General features: G+C 56.3%; 17 protein-coding genes. 6 read left to right on the top strand and 11 right to left on the bottom strand.

Translation table 11 applies throughout. The features are described 5' to 3' along the window. Positions 1 to 63: 63 nt before the first annotated feature. Entirely contained in the window at positions 64 to 327 is a 264-nt protein-coding gene (locus tag SV253_00495; GenBank protein ID MDY6774564.1) for a PRC-barrel domain-containing protein, read from the top strand. A 31-nt stretch (positions 328 to 358) separates the two neighbouring features. On the opposite strand, the gene SV253_00500 is transcribed toward SV253_00495, so the two are convergent. From SV253_00500 to SV253_00510, 3 genes are all read right to left on the bottom strand, one after another. Beyond that, entirely contained in the window at positions 359 to 688 is a 330-nt protein-coding gene (locus SV253_00500; protein MDY6774565.1) for a hypothetical protein, read from the bottom strand. After that, entirely contained in the window at positions 685 to 1,038 is a 354-nt protein-coding gene (locus SV253_00505; protein ID MDY6774566.1) for a MarR family transcriptional regulator, read from the bottom strand. The genes SV253_00500 and SV253_00505 overlap by 4 nt, the downstream gene beginning before the upstream one ends. Positions 1,039 to 1,134: 96 nt before the next feature. After that, on the bottom strand, positions 1,135 to 2,565 hold the full coding sequence (locus tag SV253_00510) for a DHH family phosphoesterase (GenBank protein ID MDY6774567.1): 1,431 nt from the start codon (positions 2,563 to 2,565) through the stop codon (positions 1,135 to 1,137). Between the two features lie 84 nt (positions 2,566 to 2,649). Between SV253_00510 and SV253_00515 the strand changes: the two genes are divergently transcribed. From SV253_00515 to SV253_00525, 3 genes are all read left to right on the top strand, one after another. Continuing rightward, positions 2,650 to 2,811, top strand: coding sequence for a hypothetical protein (locus tag SV253_00515; protein MDY6774568.1), 162 nt, complete (start codon positions 2,650 to 2,652; stop codon positions 2,809 to 2,811). Positions 2,812 to 2,855: 44 nt separating this feature from the next. Beyond that, entirely contained in the window at positions 2,856 to 3,311 is a 456-nt protein-coding gene (locus SV253_00520) for a DUF5814 domain-containing protein (protein ID MDY6774569.1), read from the top strand. Positions 3,312 to 3,384: 73 nt separating this feature from the next. Beyond that, positions 3,385 to 5,367, top strand: a complete 1,983-nt coding sequence (locus SV253_00525; protein MDY6774570.1) for a DUF460 domain-containing protein — start codon at positions 3,385 to 3,387, stop codon at positions 5,365 to 5,367. A gap of 29 nt (positions 5,368 to 5,396) precedes the next feature. Here the strand turns inward: SV253_00525 and SV253_00530 are convergent, their stop codons facing one another. From SV253_00530 to SV253_00560, 7 genes are all read right to left on the bottom strand, one after another. After that, positions 5,397 to 5,750 (bottom strand): DUF192 domain-containing protein, encoded by a 354-nt coding sequence (locus tag SV253_00530; protein ID MDY6774571.1) that lies wholly within the window; start codon positions 5,748 to 5,750, stop codon positions 5,397 to 5,399. A 27-nt stretch (positions 5,751 to 5,777) separates the two neighbouring features. Beyond that, positions 5,778 to 6,149, bottom strand: coding sequence for an NAD-binding protein (locus SV253_00535; GenBank protein ID MDY6774572.1), 372 nt, complete (start codon positions 6,147 to 6,149; stop codon positions 5,778 to 5,780). Continuing rightward, positions 6,150 to 7,067 carry a glutamine-hydrolyzing GMP synthase gene (guaA, locus tag SV253_00540; GenBank protein MDY6774573.1) on the bottom strand — a complete coding sequence of 306 codons (918 nt, stop codon included), beginning with the start codon at positions 7,065 to 7,067 and terminating at the stop codon, positions 6,150 to 6,152. Positions 7,068 to 7,087: 20 nt separating this feature from the next. After that, positions 7,088 to 8,710: a CTP synthase gene (locus tag SV253_00545; protein ID MDY6774574.1), complete on the bottom strand. Its 1,623-nt coding sequence runs from the start codon at positions 8,708 to 8,710 to the stop codon at positions 7,088 to 7,090. 88 nt (positions 8,711 to 8,798) lie between these two features. Next, positions 8,799 to 9,245, bottom strand: a complete 447-nt coding sequence (locus SV253_00550) for a DUF5804 family protein (protein MDY6774575.1) — start codon at positions 9,243 to 9,245, stop codon at positions 8,799 to 8,801. Between the two features lies 1 nt (position 9,246). Next, the gene (gene thiI / locus SV253_00555) at positions 9,247 to 10,476 is read right to left on the bottom strand and encodes a tRNA uracil 4-sulfurtransferase ThiI (protein MDY6774576.1); all 1,230 of its coding nucleotides are present in this window, start codon (positions 10,474 to 10,476) and stop codon (positions 9,247 to 9,249) included. Between the two features lie 37 nt (positions 10,477 to 10,513). Next, a complete protein-coding gene (locus SV253_00560; GenBank protein ID MDY6774577.1) occupies positions 10,514 to 11,770 on the bottom strand; it encodes a methionine adenosyltransferase in 1,257 nt (418 codons plus the stop codon). A gap of 139 nt (positions 11,771 to 11,909) precedes the next feature. Here SV253_00560 and SV253_00565 point away from each other — a divergent pair, with 139 nt between their 5' ends. After that, positions 11,910 to 12,590, top strand: a complete 681-nt coding sequence (locus tag SV253_00565) for a hypothetical protein (GenBank protein ID MDY6774578.1) — start codon at positions 11,910 to 11,912, stop codon at positions 12,588 to 12,590. Here the strand turns inward: SV253_00565 and SV253_00570 are convergent, their stop codons facing one another. Then, complete coding sequence (locus tag SV253_00570; GenBank protein MDY6774579.1) at positions 12,591 to 14,543, bottom strand: OB-fold nucleic acid binding domain-containing protein; 1,953 nt, start codon at positions 14,541 to 14,543, stop codon at positions 12,591 to 12,593. It lies immediately after the preceding gene. Between the two features lie 250 nt (positions 14,544 to 14,793). Between SV253_00570 and SV253_00575 the strand changes: the two genes are divergently transcribed. Then, entirely contained in the window at positions 14,794 to 15,213 is a 420-nt protein-coding gene (locus SV253_00575; GenBank protein ID MDY6774580.1) for an archease, read from the top strand. Positions 15,214 to 15,223: the final 10 nt, after the last annotated feature.

A 15,223-nucleotide genomic window follows, 5' to 3' on the forward strand; every position in this document is an offset into this window, starting at 1 on the left:
CGACTCGAATTCAGGTTTCTTCCACCGATGGCTTTAATTGTGACGCAGACAGTCTCATAGACCATGCAGGACGACATCAACCGCCTAATGGGGTACGACGTCTACTCGACCAACGGAGTCTTCGTAGGAAAGGTCGACGACGTACAGATAGACGTCAACGAGAGATCGATATCGGGTCTGGGTATCACCGACGTCAACCAGGATCTCTTCGAGAAGGAGGACACGTCTGGCAAGGGCGTAATCCTCCCGTACAGATGGGTGAGTGCGGTCGGAGACATAATACTCGTCAAGGACGTCGTAGAACAGACCGCCGAGACTCCCGAGTAGGAAGATCAGTCGCGTTCTTCCTAACAGAGACTCACCTAATATACCCGATAACTTCCTCGACCACATCATCTACGAAATCAGATCTTAAACTTCCCTGTCTCCTCTCTATGTCCTCGTCGATAGGAGACTGTACTGCCCACGGAAGCACGTAACTCTGAAACGGCACGCCGCCTTCGTTCCAGTTCTCGGACTCGACGGTTAGAGCATCGTCGTAACCGCTCGTGGTGAGAGCCACAGCCATATACTGCTTACTCCGAAAAGGATGGGTTTGGTTGTTGAGTACGAGCCACCGTCTTCCTGCATCTTCGTCTTCCTTGAACGGATCGTCACTCCAGACTACATCACACCGAGTATAACTCATTCAGTCTCCTCTTCGACGGCGTGTTTCAGCCACTCTTCTTTGTCTTCTGTTCCATACCGTTCGTTTAGTGCCTCTGTGATGTTATGTGTCTGCGACGCGCTTTCGAGACGGTCTTTATCGTCGGTTATTGCCCAGTACTCCCCCTTGTGCCTGACTAATCCCTTATCCTGTAATCGGCTGAGTACCGAACCTACCGAGTTAGGGTTTACATCTGCCCTCTCGGCTATCACGGACTGTTTCCACGCTTTACCGTTGTTTTCCGCTAAGAAACGTATCACCTTCTCGGCGTTTGTCGACTCGCGTAGTCCGTCTTCGGTCTCGTTCTCGAACCGTTCGATGTCTATCGACATGTACGTGATGTACTAAATTTCCTAATGTAATATATGTACTGGCTGTATATGTAGTCGTCACAGTAAAAATCTCGGATCTGAGAAGCCTACTCGGTCTCAGTCGCGTTCTTCCTCGACGCCTATCGAGTCGAAGATACGTGACTCGACCGCCTCTGCTGTGAGTTCGAGAAGAGTCTCGCGGTCCTCGCCAGTCTCTCCTATTCCCTTGAAGAGTCCGAGAGGAACCCGGGCGTTGGCTCTTCGGGTGTGTCCCGCGACCTCCCCTATTCCCCCGAAAGAGTCTTCTAGAACCCTCGCTATGTTGATACGTATGTCGTTAGACCTCGCGGCGATATGTATGTAGTCGTCGGTTATTCCGAAGACAGCCGTAGTATTCACGCCTTCGAGTGAGAGGAGATGGTCGGCGGCGGGTATTAGAGCCTCGTTGTCGTTTATGTATCCCGCGTTCGAGATGAGATATGAGCTTCTGACCTCTCTGTTGTGTATCGAGTCGGCGAGTACGTCGAAGGTCTCGGGGCTCATAGACGGAGACTCTATCTGTTCGAGAAGCTCGTTGTCGGCGAGTGCGTAGAGGTAAGCGGCGGCGGTCAGGTCGGCAGGGGCAGTGTTCCGGAAGTCGTCTGTCGCCGTCCTTATTCCGTAGAGGAGTGCCGTCGGAACCTCGTTCGGGACGTTCGCCTCTGTCTCCTGTATGTACTTCGTCATTATGGTCGATGTACTCCCCAAGTTAGGACGGACGTCCTCGAAGTCGGCGTCGACCTCGTACTCCGAAGACCTGTTGTCTATGAAGATGTCGACCTCCGTACCCTCTTCCTCTACGTTCTCGACGTGGTCATAGACAGCTACAGTCCCGTAGTCGTCGAGGCTTACGTCGTCCATCCTCGTGAGCTCTATCTCAAGGAGGTTGACGAAAGCCTGGTTCTCTCTGTGTCCGAGGTCTCCCTTGTAGAGTATCTCCGCCTCGACGTCAAAGCTCTCGGCGATGCTTTCGAGTGCGACCGCGCTCGCTATCGAGTCGGGGTCGGGACTGTCGTATACGAGTATCGCCATCTTTCCGTCGGTCGACTTTATGACATCGACGAGGTTTGAGACGCGGTACTCCATCTCGCCCGTCTCGACCGCCCGGAGAGCGCTCTGTGCTATAACTGTGGGGGGATTTATGACCGAGTCGGCACCCTTCTCTATGAGAGTCTCCTGTGAGACGGGGTCGGACGCCCTCACGACGATGTACTGTTCCCTACCTGTCTCACGGAGATTTTCGAGAGCCTCGGCGTTGGCGTCGGTGTCGTCTGTAAGTATGAGAACGACGTGTCTGTCGGAGACCTCCTCCGTTGCCTCGGGGTCACGTATGTCCATCTGTATCGCGTTGAGATCCTGATCCCTCAGCGACTCGACACGGCTCTCGTCCTTGTCAATTATAGTGATCTCTTTCCCCCTGTTGAGTAGATCCTGAGCCACCTCGTATCCCACACTTCCGCAGCCGAGTATACCGTACCCGGAGGCGGTGTCGGGGACTCTTTCGACCATGCCTCAGACAAGACGCGGAGACACTTACATCTTCAGTTTGGACACCGGCGTGAGAGTTATCGTCCTCAGTCTCCAAACTCTTCCATGGCATCTGTTAGCATCAGTATACCCGACGAGATACACGACGAAGTTCTTGAGTACGCCGAGAAACACACCGAGTCGGTCGATCAGGCTTACGTGGAACTCGTCGAGTTCGCGCTCAACAACGTCGAACACGACCCCGACGAGGACACCTACATAATGTGACTCTAACGGGACTGTTTTTAGTGCCCAAGCCGTACTCCGAGTAAATGGCGATTACCGACAGGATCTATCTCAAGGACGCAAACGCCATATCGAGTCAGATCGACAGGAGGATGCCACGTAACATCTTCAGCGGCGCGGCTCTCGACATACTCTACTCGACTGAGGCTCTCGAAAGCCTCGACCCCGGGACACGTGATCAGCTTCTCGAGTTCGTCGAGGAGTTCCTTGACTGCGGCTGTAAGGACGCGCCCTACTGTGGACATCCCGAGGAGAAGTTCATGAAGTACCTCCTCGAACTCCGTTCGGCGGGTCTCTCTCCCGACGAGATAGTCGAGACGATGGAAGCGGAGTACGGTCTCTATGCCTACACGGGTGACATACTCGACTTCCTCGACTCCGCCGTCAGAAACCTCGAAGCCTTCGAGAAGATAGCCGGAGCGGCAGGTAAGGACGGAGTGAAAAGTAGATCCGAAAGACTGAGACGCGACCTGGTTGAGTAGGAGTAGAAGTAGAAGTGGAACCAGAACCCGAACCGGAAGTGGATTTATACGGTATGAGAACCTACTTCTTGGTGTGAAGACTCGTACGGGAGCACTTGACACAGTCGTTTTCGGGGTCGACGTACAGAGCGGCGACGTGAGAGGTGACTCTCCCTCGTACGCCGTAGTGGCTTTCGACGGTGAGAACATCGACAGGGACGTAGTCTCACACAGGAAGCTTCTGCGTCTCATACAGAGAGAGGAGCCCGACATAGTCGCGACTGACAACATGTACGAGCTCGCTGAGGACAAGAGAGACCTCGTGGGGTTCCTCCGTAACCTGCCCTCCGAGACGCGTTTAGTACAGGTCACGGGGGACGAACGTCCCGAGCCCCTCTCACGAGTCGCGTCGCGCCACGGCGTGCCGTACGGAAAGAAGCCGATAAAGGAGGCGGAGGCGGCGGCACGTCTCGCTGCTGACAACGTCGGATACGTCGTCTCGGCGTTCGAGGACACGACGCGTCTCAAGGTCTCAAGGGGACGGTCGACGGGAAAGGGCGGCTGGAGCCAAGACCGTTACACGAGAAGGATACACGGCGCGGTCAGGAGACGTTCGAGGGAGATCGAGGAGAAGCTCAACGAAGACGGATTCGAGTACGACCTCGATGTCACAGAGAAGTACGGCGGATACTCGAACGCCGTCTTTACTGTCGACGCGAGAGCCGGCGAGGTACCCGTGTCGTCGGAGAGGTCGGGTGACGTGCGTGTCGAGGTCGAGGAGGTGCGTAAGGACGGAATAGAGTTCGAGCCCCTCGCCCGCAGACGTGACTACGTCATAGTCGGCATGGATCCGGGTACGACCACAGCCGTAGGAGTCGTTGGACTCGACGGTGAGATACTCAACGTCGTGAGCACACGTACCTCCGATATCGCCGAGGTCATAGAGTGGATAGTCGAGAGGGGGCGTCCCGTAGTCGTCGCCGCCGACGTCACACCGATGCCCGACACAGTCGAGAAGGTTAGGAGGAGCTTCGACGCCGCCGGATGGAAGCCCGACGAGGATCTCCGTGTCAACCATAAACAGCGCGTAACCTCGGAGTACTCCTACGACAACGACCACGAGAGGGACGCAGTCGCCGCCGCACTCTTCGCGTTCGAGGAGTACGACGAGAGGTTCGAGAGAATATCACGTAAGGTTCCTCCGGGCTTAGAGGACGGCGAGGTAATACGCCGCGTGGTCGCGTACGAGGAGTCGGTTGAGACGGCGGTAGACGTACTCACCGAGACCGAGGACGAAGACGACGAGGACGACGGACACTCGCCGCGCGAACTCACTGAGGACGAGAGACGTATAAAGGATCTCGAGAAACAGGTCGAACGTCTCAAGTCGTACGTCGACGACCTCGAAGGGACAGTCGAGGAGAAGGACGGCGAGATCGACGGGCTTCAGGAACGTCTCTCCGAGAGACGCCGAGAGGAGAAGAAGGAGATACGTAAGACCGACGAGGTCAGACGTCTCGAAAAGAAGAACCAGAGGCTTGAACACAAGCTCACGTCGGTCGAGGAGAAGTACGACGACCTCAGATCGAAGTTCGAGAGACTCAAGAAGTTCTGGAAGCTTGACCACTCGAACTTCTCCGACGTCGCAGGGGACGCCGACGGCTACACCTCGGTCAAGATAATAGACAAGTTCACGAAGTCGGCTATAGACGAGACAGACCAACGCACGGGTCTCGTCGAGGACGACGTCATACTCCTGCGTGACGCGAGCGGCGCGGGTAGAAGCACCGCCGAGAAGCTCGCATCGGTCGAGCCGCGTCTCGTCCTCAAGAACGGAGGGATCTCCGACGCAGCCGACGAGGTACTCTTCGAGAACCGGATTCCGGTCGGAGACGCCGATGACGTCAAGGTACGTGAGGTCGATGACCTCGCGATAGGCTTAGAGTCGGACGTCGAGGATGTCATAGAGGACTGGGAGGAGAGAGCCGAGGAGAGAAAGAGAAAGAGGAGTTCGGAGATGGTCGACAGCCTCATAACCGAGTACAGGGCTGAGAGAAAGAGAGAGACGAGCGACTAAGACTAACAGTAACAGACTTACAGAGCTGTTCAGTCTTCGTCTCTGAATATGAGTCTGTCGCCCTCCTCGACACCGTCTAAGCCACCCGCCTTAGTCTCTATGACCCTCTTAGCCTCGTGGGACGCGTACCCCGTCCACGCCTCCATACGTGTCTTCTTCACGACCCTGTTGTCTGAGTCGAGGAAGACGGCGTCGATACCGAAGAAGACAAAGACCATGTGGAGACGTACCTTCTTCTCGGAGTCGAACTCGAAGACTAAGGCGTAGCCGTCGGGAACCGACTCTGAACGTCGGAACATCAGACCCAGAGACTTAGACACGAAGGTATCGGCGACCTCGGCTTCTTCTGTGACTACATCGCCGTTCTGAGTCTCTATTCTCATCTTATTCTGTTCTGTTCTGTTCTATTCCTATGACGTCTCAGACTCAGACGATAGGGGTATCCCGTGTTCCTCGACTATCTCCTCCCGGAGTATGAGGTCGGCGTTCGCCCTGACGTAGTCGGGAGCGTCGTCTGCTATCAGAACCGCCTTGAGATCGGGATTGACGTGTTTGGCGACAGTGACCTGTACAGACCTCTCTCCGCCGTAGACCACGAAGACGTCGGCGTCGTCTATACCTGCCTCGATCAGGGCGTCCTCACCGACCCCCTCGGCTTCGACGACCTCGACCTCAACCTCCTCGGATTCTTCTACGTCTCTGTCTCCGTTTCCGTTTTCTTCACTCTCACCGAGGTCGAACTTTCTCAGTCTCTCCGGGACTCCGAGAACGACTACCTTCATCTATTCGTACTCTATCGTCGCGGGTGGCTTGTGTGTGACGTCGTAGACGACACGTGCGACGTTGGGATGTGCCCCCGTTATCCCCGACTGTATCCTCTGGAGACTCTCCCACGGTATGTCCATCGCCTGTGCGGTCATTCCGTCACGTGACTCTACGGCTCTCACGGCGACTATCCAGCCGTGAACCCTGTTGTCGCCCTTGACCCCCGTGCCCTTTCCTACGACTGCGGCGAGAGCCTGCCACGGGTCGAACTCCTCGACCTCCTCCTCGACGACTGCGTTAGCCTCGCGCGCGACCTCTAGCTTCTCCTCTGTGACCTCGCCTATCACACGCACTGCGAGACCGGGTCCCGGGAAAGGCATCCTCTCGCTGATCTCCTCGGTGAGACCGAGTGCACGTGCGACCTCACGTACCTCGTCCTTGTAGAGCTCTCTCACGGGCTCGACGAGTCCCTCGAAGCTTATGACTTCGGGGAGACCTCCGACGTTGTGGTGGCTCTTTATGCCGCCCTCGCTCTCTATCCTGTCGGGGTATATCGTACCCTGGACGCAGTACTCCGCCTCGACCTCTGAGGCGACCTCCTCGAAGACACGCATGAACTCCTCTCCTATTATCTCGCGTTTCTCCTCGGGATCTGTGACTCCCGAGAGGGCGTCTAAGAACCTCTCTCGCGCGTCGACTATACGCAGACTCTCCATGTAGTCGAATGTCTCACGTATCTCGTCGGTCTCGCCCTTCCTCATCAGACCCGTGTCGACGTAGATAGGTGTGAGACGGCTGCCTATTGCCTCGTAGGCGAGTGCCGCGCTCACAGCCGAGTCGACGCCTCCCGACAGGGCTATGACTGCGTGACCGTCGTCGACGTCTTCCTTTATCTCCTCTACCGCTTCGTCTATGAAACTGTCTGTGTCTACCATCTTTGTGTTTGTAATCTCCTTTATACCTCTATCCTGGCACCGTGTTTTCTTTCGAGCGCTGCCTCCACGAGCCCTACGAAGACGGGGCTCGGCTTACCCGGACGTGACTTGAACTCGGGATGGAACTGTGTGCCGACGAAGTAGGGGTGTTCGTCCTGTGGGAGTTCGAGTATCTCCATACGGCTGTTCGAACGTCCCGAGAAGACGAGACCGTTCTCCTCTAAGACGTCTATGTACTCGGGGTTGACCTCGAACCTGTGTCTGTGTCTCTCGCTCACCGACCTCGCGCTGTAGAGGCTGTGTGCGAGGCTGTCCTCGTCTATCTGAGTTTCTTTTTCGCCGAGACGCATCGTTCCTCCCATATCCTCGACGTCGTACTGTTCGGGGAGTATGTCTATCACGGGATTCGGAGTCTCCTCGTCTATCTCTGTCGAGTGTGCACCGTCTAAGCCGACGACGTTACGTGCGTACTCGACGACAGCCATCTGGAAGCCGAAACACAGTCCTAAGAAGGGAACACCGTTCTCCCGCGCGTACTTCACGGCGTTGACCTTGCCCTCTGTTCCTCTCTCGCCGAACCCTCCGGGAACTATCAGACCGTCGACTTGACGTAGCTTCCTCCTGTCTTCCTCCTCCATGTCCTCGGTGTTGACCCAGAGAACCTCCGTCTCGACGTTGTGTCTCAGACCCGCGTGTTTGAGAGCCTCGTGTACGGAGAGGTAGGCGTCCTCGAACTCGTACTTCCCCGCGAGGGCGATCTTGACAGTCTCGTCGGTCTCCTGTGTCACCGTCTCGCGCCAGTCTGTGTTCATCTCGTCGGCTTCCGACTCCAGACTGAGCTCCGACATCACGTAGTCGTCCATTCCCTCGTCCTCAAGCGTGAGGGGAACGTGGTAGATGTCATCGACATCCGGTGTGCTTACGACTGCGTCGGTCGGTACGTCACAGAAGAGACTGATCTTCTCGCGTGTCTCGTCTTCGAGCTTGTCCTCCGACCGTCCCACGACTATGTTGGGATGGAGACCCAGCTCCCTCAGCTCCTTCACGCTGTGCTGAGTCGGCTTAGTCTTCTGTTCGCCGTTGTTGGTGAGAGGAACCAGAGTTACGTGGACGAGTAGGAAGTCGTCTTCATCCTCCTCGTTGTGCATCTGTCTCACCGACTCAAGGAAAGGCATCCCTTCTATGTCTCCGACTGTTCCGCCGAGCTCTATTATACAGATGTCCTCATCGTCTCCCGCTTCACGTATACGTCTCTTTATGTCGTCAGTGATATGCGGAATTATCTGTACGGTCTTCCCGAGGTAGTCACCCGACCTCTCACGGTCTATGACGTTGCTGTAGACCTTCCCAGTCGTGACGTTGTGGTCGAAGGTCATGTCGATATCGAGGAACCTCTCGTAGTTGCCGAGATCGAGGTCGACCTCTCCGCCGTCCTTGAGGACATAGACCTCACCGTGTTCGTACGGGTTCATAGTCCCGGCGTCGACGTTGAGATATGGATCGATCTTGACCGCAGTCACGTCGAAGCCACGGTTCTTGAGAAGCCTCCCCAACGACGCCGCAGTGATGCCCTTTCCGAGTCCGGACATCACACCTCCGGTCACGAATATAAACTTAGTATCAGTATCAGACTCCTTCGGCATACTATCTGTAGGGAAAACCGGTTGAAAACTGTTGCTACTGGACTGGAATACGCGAAATGTTGACGTATACTATATGGTATTGATTGGATCAGAACTCGTCTTCCGAAATCCGTGTCACAGTCACGTCGTCGGTATCGTAGAGGTCGTACTCGGGAGGCTCCTCCTTGCCGTATACCGGCTCACGCAGTTCTCCGTCGACCACGCCTCTCACGAGGTAGTACTCCGTCGTATCCTCGGGATCTACCTCCCTCTCGTAGAGATTCCGCGCGAGAGACCGCGAGAGCCACTCGTGGGTGCTCACGCTCGGCTCCAGAACCTCGGAGAACCGCGCGTACCTCGTGAGGTACCAGTCAAGGTCGTTGAGAGACGCGAGTGCCCCTCCGAGAGAAGACGTGCGGTATACGACCGAGTTACGTATCTCTACCTCAGACTCGACGCGTTCGTACGACGACAGAGCCTCGCGTGCGGTCTGACTCGTGACTAACTCGTACTCCAGACTGACGTCCTCCTTTCCTATTATACGTACGCGTGTCATCTCAGTCCCGTCTCACGCGAACTTTCTCAGACCTCTCGACTGCGTCCAAGACGAGTTTCTCTACGTCTCTGCTCAGACCCACCTCTTTCTCACGTACATCTTCGAGGTCGGCGTGTGTCGTCGGATGGTGAGGCGCGAGCGACGCACAGCCCTCGTCTATGTCGACTGTCGGATACGTTCCTATCTCCCTCGCCTTCGCCGTAATCTCGGTCTTGTCACGTCCGAAGAGGGGTCTGTGTACGGGCATACCGACCGCCTCCGAGGTCACGCGGAGGTTTCTCGCCGTCTGGCTCGACTTCTGCCCTAGCGACTCCCCTGTGACGATACCCTCGGCGTCCTCCTTCTTAGCTATCGCCTCGGCGATCCTCAGCATGATTCTCCTGTAGATGATCATCCTGTCACGTTCGACCTCGTCGAAAAGCTGTAGGAGTATCCCGTCGGTCGGGACTCTCCAGATCTCGTCGACGTCGGGAGCGTACCTCGACAACGCTTCGACGGCGAGACGCGCCCTCTCGAAATGGTCTTCGCCTACGAGGGGGTCGAGGTCGAGGTATATAGGCACGAGGCTCGAACCCCGTCTCAGACTGTACCAAGCCGCGACGGGCGAGTCTATTCCGCCGCTTACCAAGCCGACTGTCCGTCCCTGTGATCCCACGGGAAGACCGCCGACACCCTCCATCTCCTCGACGTAGACGTAAGCCGCGTCTTCGCGCGCCTCTACGCCTACCGAGAGTTCGGGATCATCGAGGTCGACCTCCGGCTCCTCGACCGCTTCCCAGACTGCGTCTCCTATCTTCCGTCCCATATCCTCGCTGTCAAACGAGTGGTCGCCTGCCGACCTCGGACGTACTGCGAACTTCCCCGAGTCGAATCCGACTGCCTTTACGAGGCTCACCGCGGCGTTTTCCATCTCGTCCATCTCGGGATCGACACGTACCGCGGGAGAAGTCCTCACGACACCGAAGACGTCGGCTACCGCCTCAGCTGCGTCTACGACGTTATCGCAGTCTACGAAGAGACGCCCCCACTCGACCTCTATTCCGTTGTACTCAATCTCCCTGTCGTCGAGCGTGAGACGTATTCTGTCGGCTAAGAGACGCTGGAGACGTGACCTCACTGAGCTACTCTTGTTGCCTATCTCTCCGTAACGCACGAGGACTGTGTCGTACAGATCCTCGGCTTCGAGGTCTTCGGCGTCTCCGGCATCATTTCGCTTCGTGTCGGCTCTCATCTGTCAAAAGATACGGCTGAGACTCTTTTAACTCTGGCTAGAAAGTCGACATCTCGCCGTGTATTATGTCACGTGTGAGGTCAGTCACATTTTCGAGGGCGTCGTCTGTGATCGACTCTATCTCGTACTCGACGTCGGAGAGTTCGACGCCTTCCTCTGTCTGAACCTGGAGACCGGCTATCTGTGGCTCGTCTATCGGCTTTCCTATCTGTGACAGGAGCTTCACCCTCAGGTCTTCTATGCCGTCGACCTCGTCGACGACCTTCTTCGCTATACGTATCGAGAGAAGGTTGTAGATCTTGCCTATGTGGTTGACGGGGTTCTTTCCGCTCGTGGCTTCGAGGCTCATGTTCCTACTCGGGGTTATGAGACCGTTGGCGCGGTTGCCCCTTCCGACGCTTCCGTCGTCTCCCATCTCAGCGCTCGTCCCCGTCTCTGTGAGGTAGAAAGTCCCCTCGTCCCGAGGACTCTCTGAGTCCTCGTGTGCATGCGAGTCTTCAGATTCGCGAACGTCGTAGTCGTCGGCGGTGTTGACTGCGACGTTGAGGTCTCTGTCAGTGTACTCCTCGGCTGTCGAGGCGACGAACTCCCTGACGTCCTCCATCACGCTGATATACTCATCGGCGTCCTTGACGTACTCCGAGACAGTCGCCGCCGCGACCGTGAGATCTAAGGTATCGCCCTCGCGTTTTCCCATCACCTTGACGTCCTCTCCCACCGCGGGAATCTCGTGTCTCAGGTCTTCGTAGATCTGTGTCTCGGTCTCGTAGACTACCTCCTCGGTCTCGGAGAATGGCGCGTGACCCACTCCGAACGAGGTGTCGTTTGCCTTCGGAACCGCACCGTCTTCGAGCTTGAAGACGTCCTTGAGATCTGTCGATCCCTCGCCCATACGTACGTCGACGACGACCTCCGACTCTAAGTCGATATTCTGGAGGGTGTCGTCGATATAGTCACGTGCCGCCTTGACAGCGAGGGTGTCGGTGGGTATTGCCTCGCCCTCGAACTCCTTCGTCGCCCTTCCGACTATCAGGACGTAGATCGGCTCAACGACCTCTCCGCCGCCGAAGTCGGGCTGGCTCCGTCCCGCGACCAACTGACACTCATCTGTGTTGTGGTGGAGGACAGCACCGAACCTGTCGAGGTACTCCTGAGACAGCGCGCGCATTACCGACTCGGCGATGCCGTCACAGATAGAGTCGGGATGTCCCATCCCTTTTCTCTCGGCGAGCTCGATCCTCTGTTGATCCACAGGGATCTCGTCGAGAGACTCGACTCTTATGTTACGTTCCATAATCAGAGTCGTCGCCGGCTGATCTAATAACTTCTGATGACAGCTTGGTAGCCGTTTTCTCGGCTCGGCTACATTTTTTAGGCTGTCAACCTCTCCCATAAAAAATAAAGTTATGAGTGTAGACAAACCTACATAGTACATGGCGCGTTCCGACGAGGGTGAGGACTCGATAGTCCCCGAGGGGTACGTCGAGCCCGAGATCTCGACGCCCGAGGACGACGACCTTGACGAGGACATGGCTAAGACCCCCGACGAGATCAAACACGATGTCGAGGAGATCGACGAGAGACGAAACCTCGTGCGCCTCGACGAGGACGACGGTGACGAGCTTTCTTCTTCACCGCGCCAGAGAAGGAGCCGGGGACACGGACGTGACCGTCCGAATCCCAAGGAGTCCGACAGACCGACATCCAGACGCCATCCCGAGCCCTCGGTCGAAGACACCGACCTCGACCGGAGTTCGGAGTCGGATGTCGAGACTAAGCTACGTGAGGCACTTGAGGAGAGACACGACAACGCCTTCTACGTCGGTGTCAAGAGACAGGGCGAGATTGAGGTGATCGACTCAGACGTCGACTCCTCCGAAGACATAATCGCGGAGGTCTTCACTCAGTATATCAGATACGAGTACGAGTCAAACGACAGTACCTACAAAGAGACCGCTTACGACAACCTTTCGAGGCTTCCCGTCTCGCCGCGTCTCACGCCTCTCGACGTATTCAAGATAATAAAGTCATACGACGTCTCGCCCGACGACACAGTCATGGATCTCATAGAAGAGGTCGAGAAGGGCGGAAGCAGACGTCTCGATGAACTTTAGTTATCCTATCTTCCTGTCCTCGACACCCGAGATGTCGGGGGCACCCTCGGCGCCTTCCTTGAGGGGAGCCTCTCCGAACTTCTTCTTGAGCTCGTAGAGAACCTCCTCTCTCATTCCCTCGGCGAACTTTATCGAACCTACGACGAGATGTCCTCCTCCGTCGACACCCGCTCCTCTGATCTCGTCCTTGAGTTCGTCGACTATCTGGGGTATGTCTATCCCGACGCCGTGTCCTCTTATGACACAGAAGTCAGGTCCGTATCCTATCGTAATTACAGGATCGTCTGTCTCGTCGACCTTCGTGTCGTGTATCTCGCCAGTCGTCTTGCCGGGTCCGGGGAAGGTGAACTTGTGGGCGTACTTCTCGACGTTTATGGTGTAGAGACGCGCGCCGTTTTCGAGCCTCTCCTCCTGTACGTGGGGCATCGCGGTAGAGATCTGTCTCTCGAATGCCTCGTCGGCGCGTTGGTTGAGCTTCTCGACGAGTTCATCGTGTACGTCGTTGTCGCTCACGTCGAGTATGTCGTTGACGAGATGCCTCCCCTCGTCGTACTTGAGCCAGAACGCCTCGTAGTCGAGCGCGTCGGCGACGTCCTCTAAGTGACCCTCGTCGTAGCCCTCGTTCTCCGCCATCTCGACGTACTCTTCCATCTCGTCAGCCTCCGACCTGTCGCCCTTGCCTGACACAGCCGGAACGTGACGTACTTCGTCCTCGACATCGGGGTTGACGAGACGTGCTAGTTCGGTACACAGCATCCCCGAGGTTATCGAGTAGTCCTCATCTATGAGGTAGGGGTTGACGTGTTCCTCGACGAGAGGGTCTACCGAGTCGGGGTCGGGGAAATGGTGGTCGACTATGTAGATCGGAATGTCGTAGGTTCGCGCTATCTCGTACGCCGGAGTGTCCTCCTCTGTCGATCCGTTGTCGAGCATCACGAGTATAGGCATCGAGTGCCCGTGTCTCTTGACGTCCTTGAGGGCGTAGTTGAGGTCACGTGTGACGTCCTCCATCTCGTAGAAGGGTGCCTTACTCGGCGACCGCGAGAAGAGATGGTACTTCGCCTCGGGGTCGTCGTTGACCTCGTCTATCATAGAAGTCACAGCCCTCTCGACTACGACGCCGCTCGATATACCGTCGGCGTCGGCGTGGTGTCTGACTATTATCGGACGGTTGGTGAGAACAGCCTTCCTTATCGCCTTAGCTACGTTTCTGAGTCCCGGGTAGAGGCTGTCTATGCTGTCGGCGTCTATGAGAGGCTCTATCTCGGGAGGCTCAGCCTTCTCGTCGAGACTCGCCTGTATTCTCTCCTCGACCTCGTCTCTCTCGTCGCCTTCGAGCCCCTCCATCTCGTCCGCCTCTATCTGGAGATCGCCGTCACGTGTCTCGACCTCTCCTCTTATACGTACGAAGTCACCTGTCTCTATCTCGGGGTATGCACGTACACCCGCTTCGACGAACGCCGCTGTGTCGACCGTCCCCGTCTCGTCGGTCACCGTGAATATCGTGGGACCTCCTGTCTGTTTCGTACGGACGACCTCGCCCTCGACGTAGACCGCCTCACCCACTCTCTCGGAGAGACTTCCGATCTCCGATCTAGTCCTCTCGCACTCGATCTCTGCGTCGTTGTAGTCATGCATGAAGACGGGACGCAGATCTATGTCTCCGTTGTCCTTTATCTCTGAGACACGTACCTTGACCTCGTCTCCGACTTCAAGGCTCTCAGAGAGATTAGACTCGTGTATCAGACCGCTTATGTCGTCGTTGAGATCTACGAAGACTCCGTAGTCTACCACACCGTTGACCTCACCCTCGTAGACCTTACCCTCGTCTACCTCGTCTAAGCCACACGAGTTGCCGAGATGGTAGAGAACAGGTGTGCCCTCGTGCTCGTTACACAGATCTCCGCCTCCTTCGACTTTCCTTCCGCAGACGTCGCATGTAGATTCGTTCATCGTTTACGCGACCTTTGTTATAGAGTCTAAAGGCTGTTCGGGTTTCGACTGACGTTCGGAAATCTTCGATTTCCGAGCCATCCAGAACAAGTTCTGGAGACGTTCGTCAATCAAAGATTGACGTGCACACGAGAACTCAAAGAGTTCTCGGGACGTTCGCTAATCTTCGATTTCCGAGCCATCCAGATCGAAGATCTTGTGGTGTTGACAAGCTTTGTATACTCCCGAACTCTATACGTCTCATCCCCGTATGTACGAGATCCTCGAACACACAGCAGACGCCAAGTTCAGAGCTGAGGGCGAGACACTCGAAGACGCGCTCCGAGAGGTAGTCGAGGCATTCGCCGAGGTCGTCGGAGCACACGAAATAAATCCCGAGGACGAAGCTCAGAACCGGATCACGGTTAACTCGGAGAACCTCGAAGCCCTAGTCTTCGACTTCCTCGACCGTCTCATCTACACACAGGACGTCGAGGGTGTAGCCGTCTTGACCGCAGAGACGGTGACCGTAGAAGAGACCGAGACGGGCTACTCCCTCACAGCCGTCGTCGAGACGGTTCCGTTGAGCACGACCTCGGGACTCACCGACATCAAGGCTCCGACATACAACGACATGAGGGTCGAGGAGACTGACTCAGGATGGCTGATTCAGGCGGTTCTCGACATCTGACCCAAAGGTT

Source organism: Candidatus Afararchaeum irisae, from assembly GCA_034190545.1.
GTDB classification, from domain to species: domain Archaea; phylum Halobacteriota; class Halobacteria; order Halobacteriales; family Afararchaeaceae; genus Afararchaeum; species Afararchaeum irisae.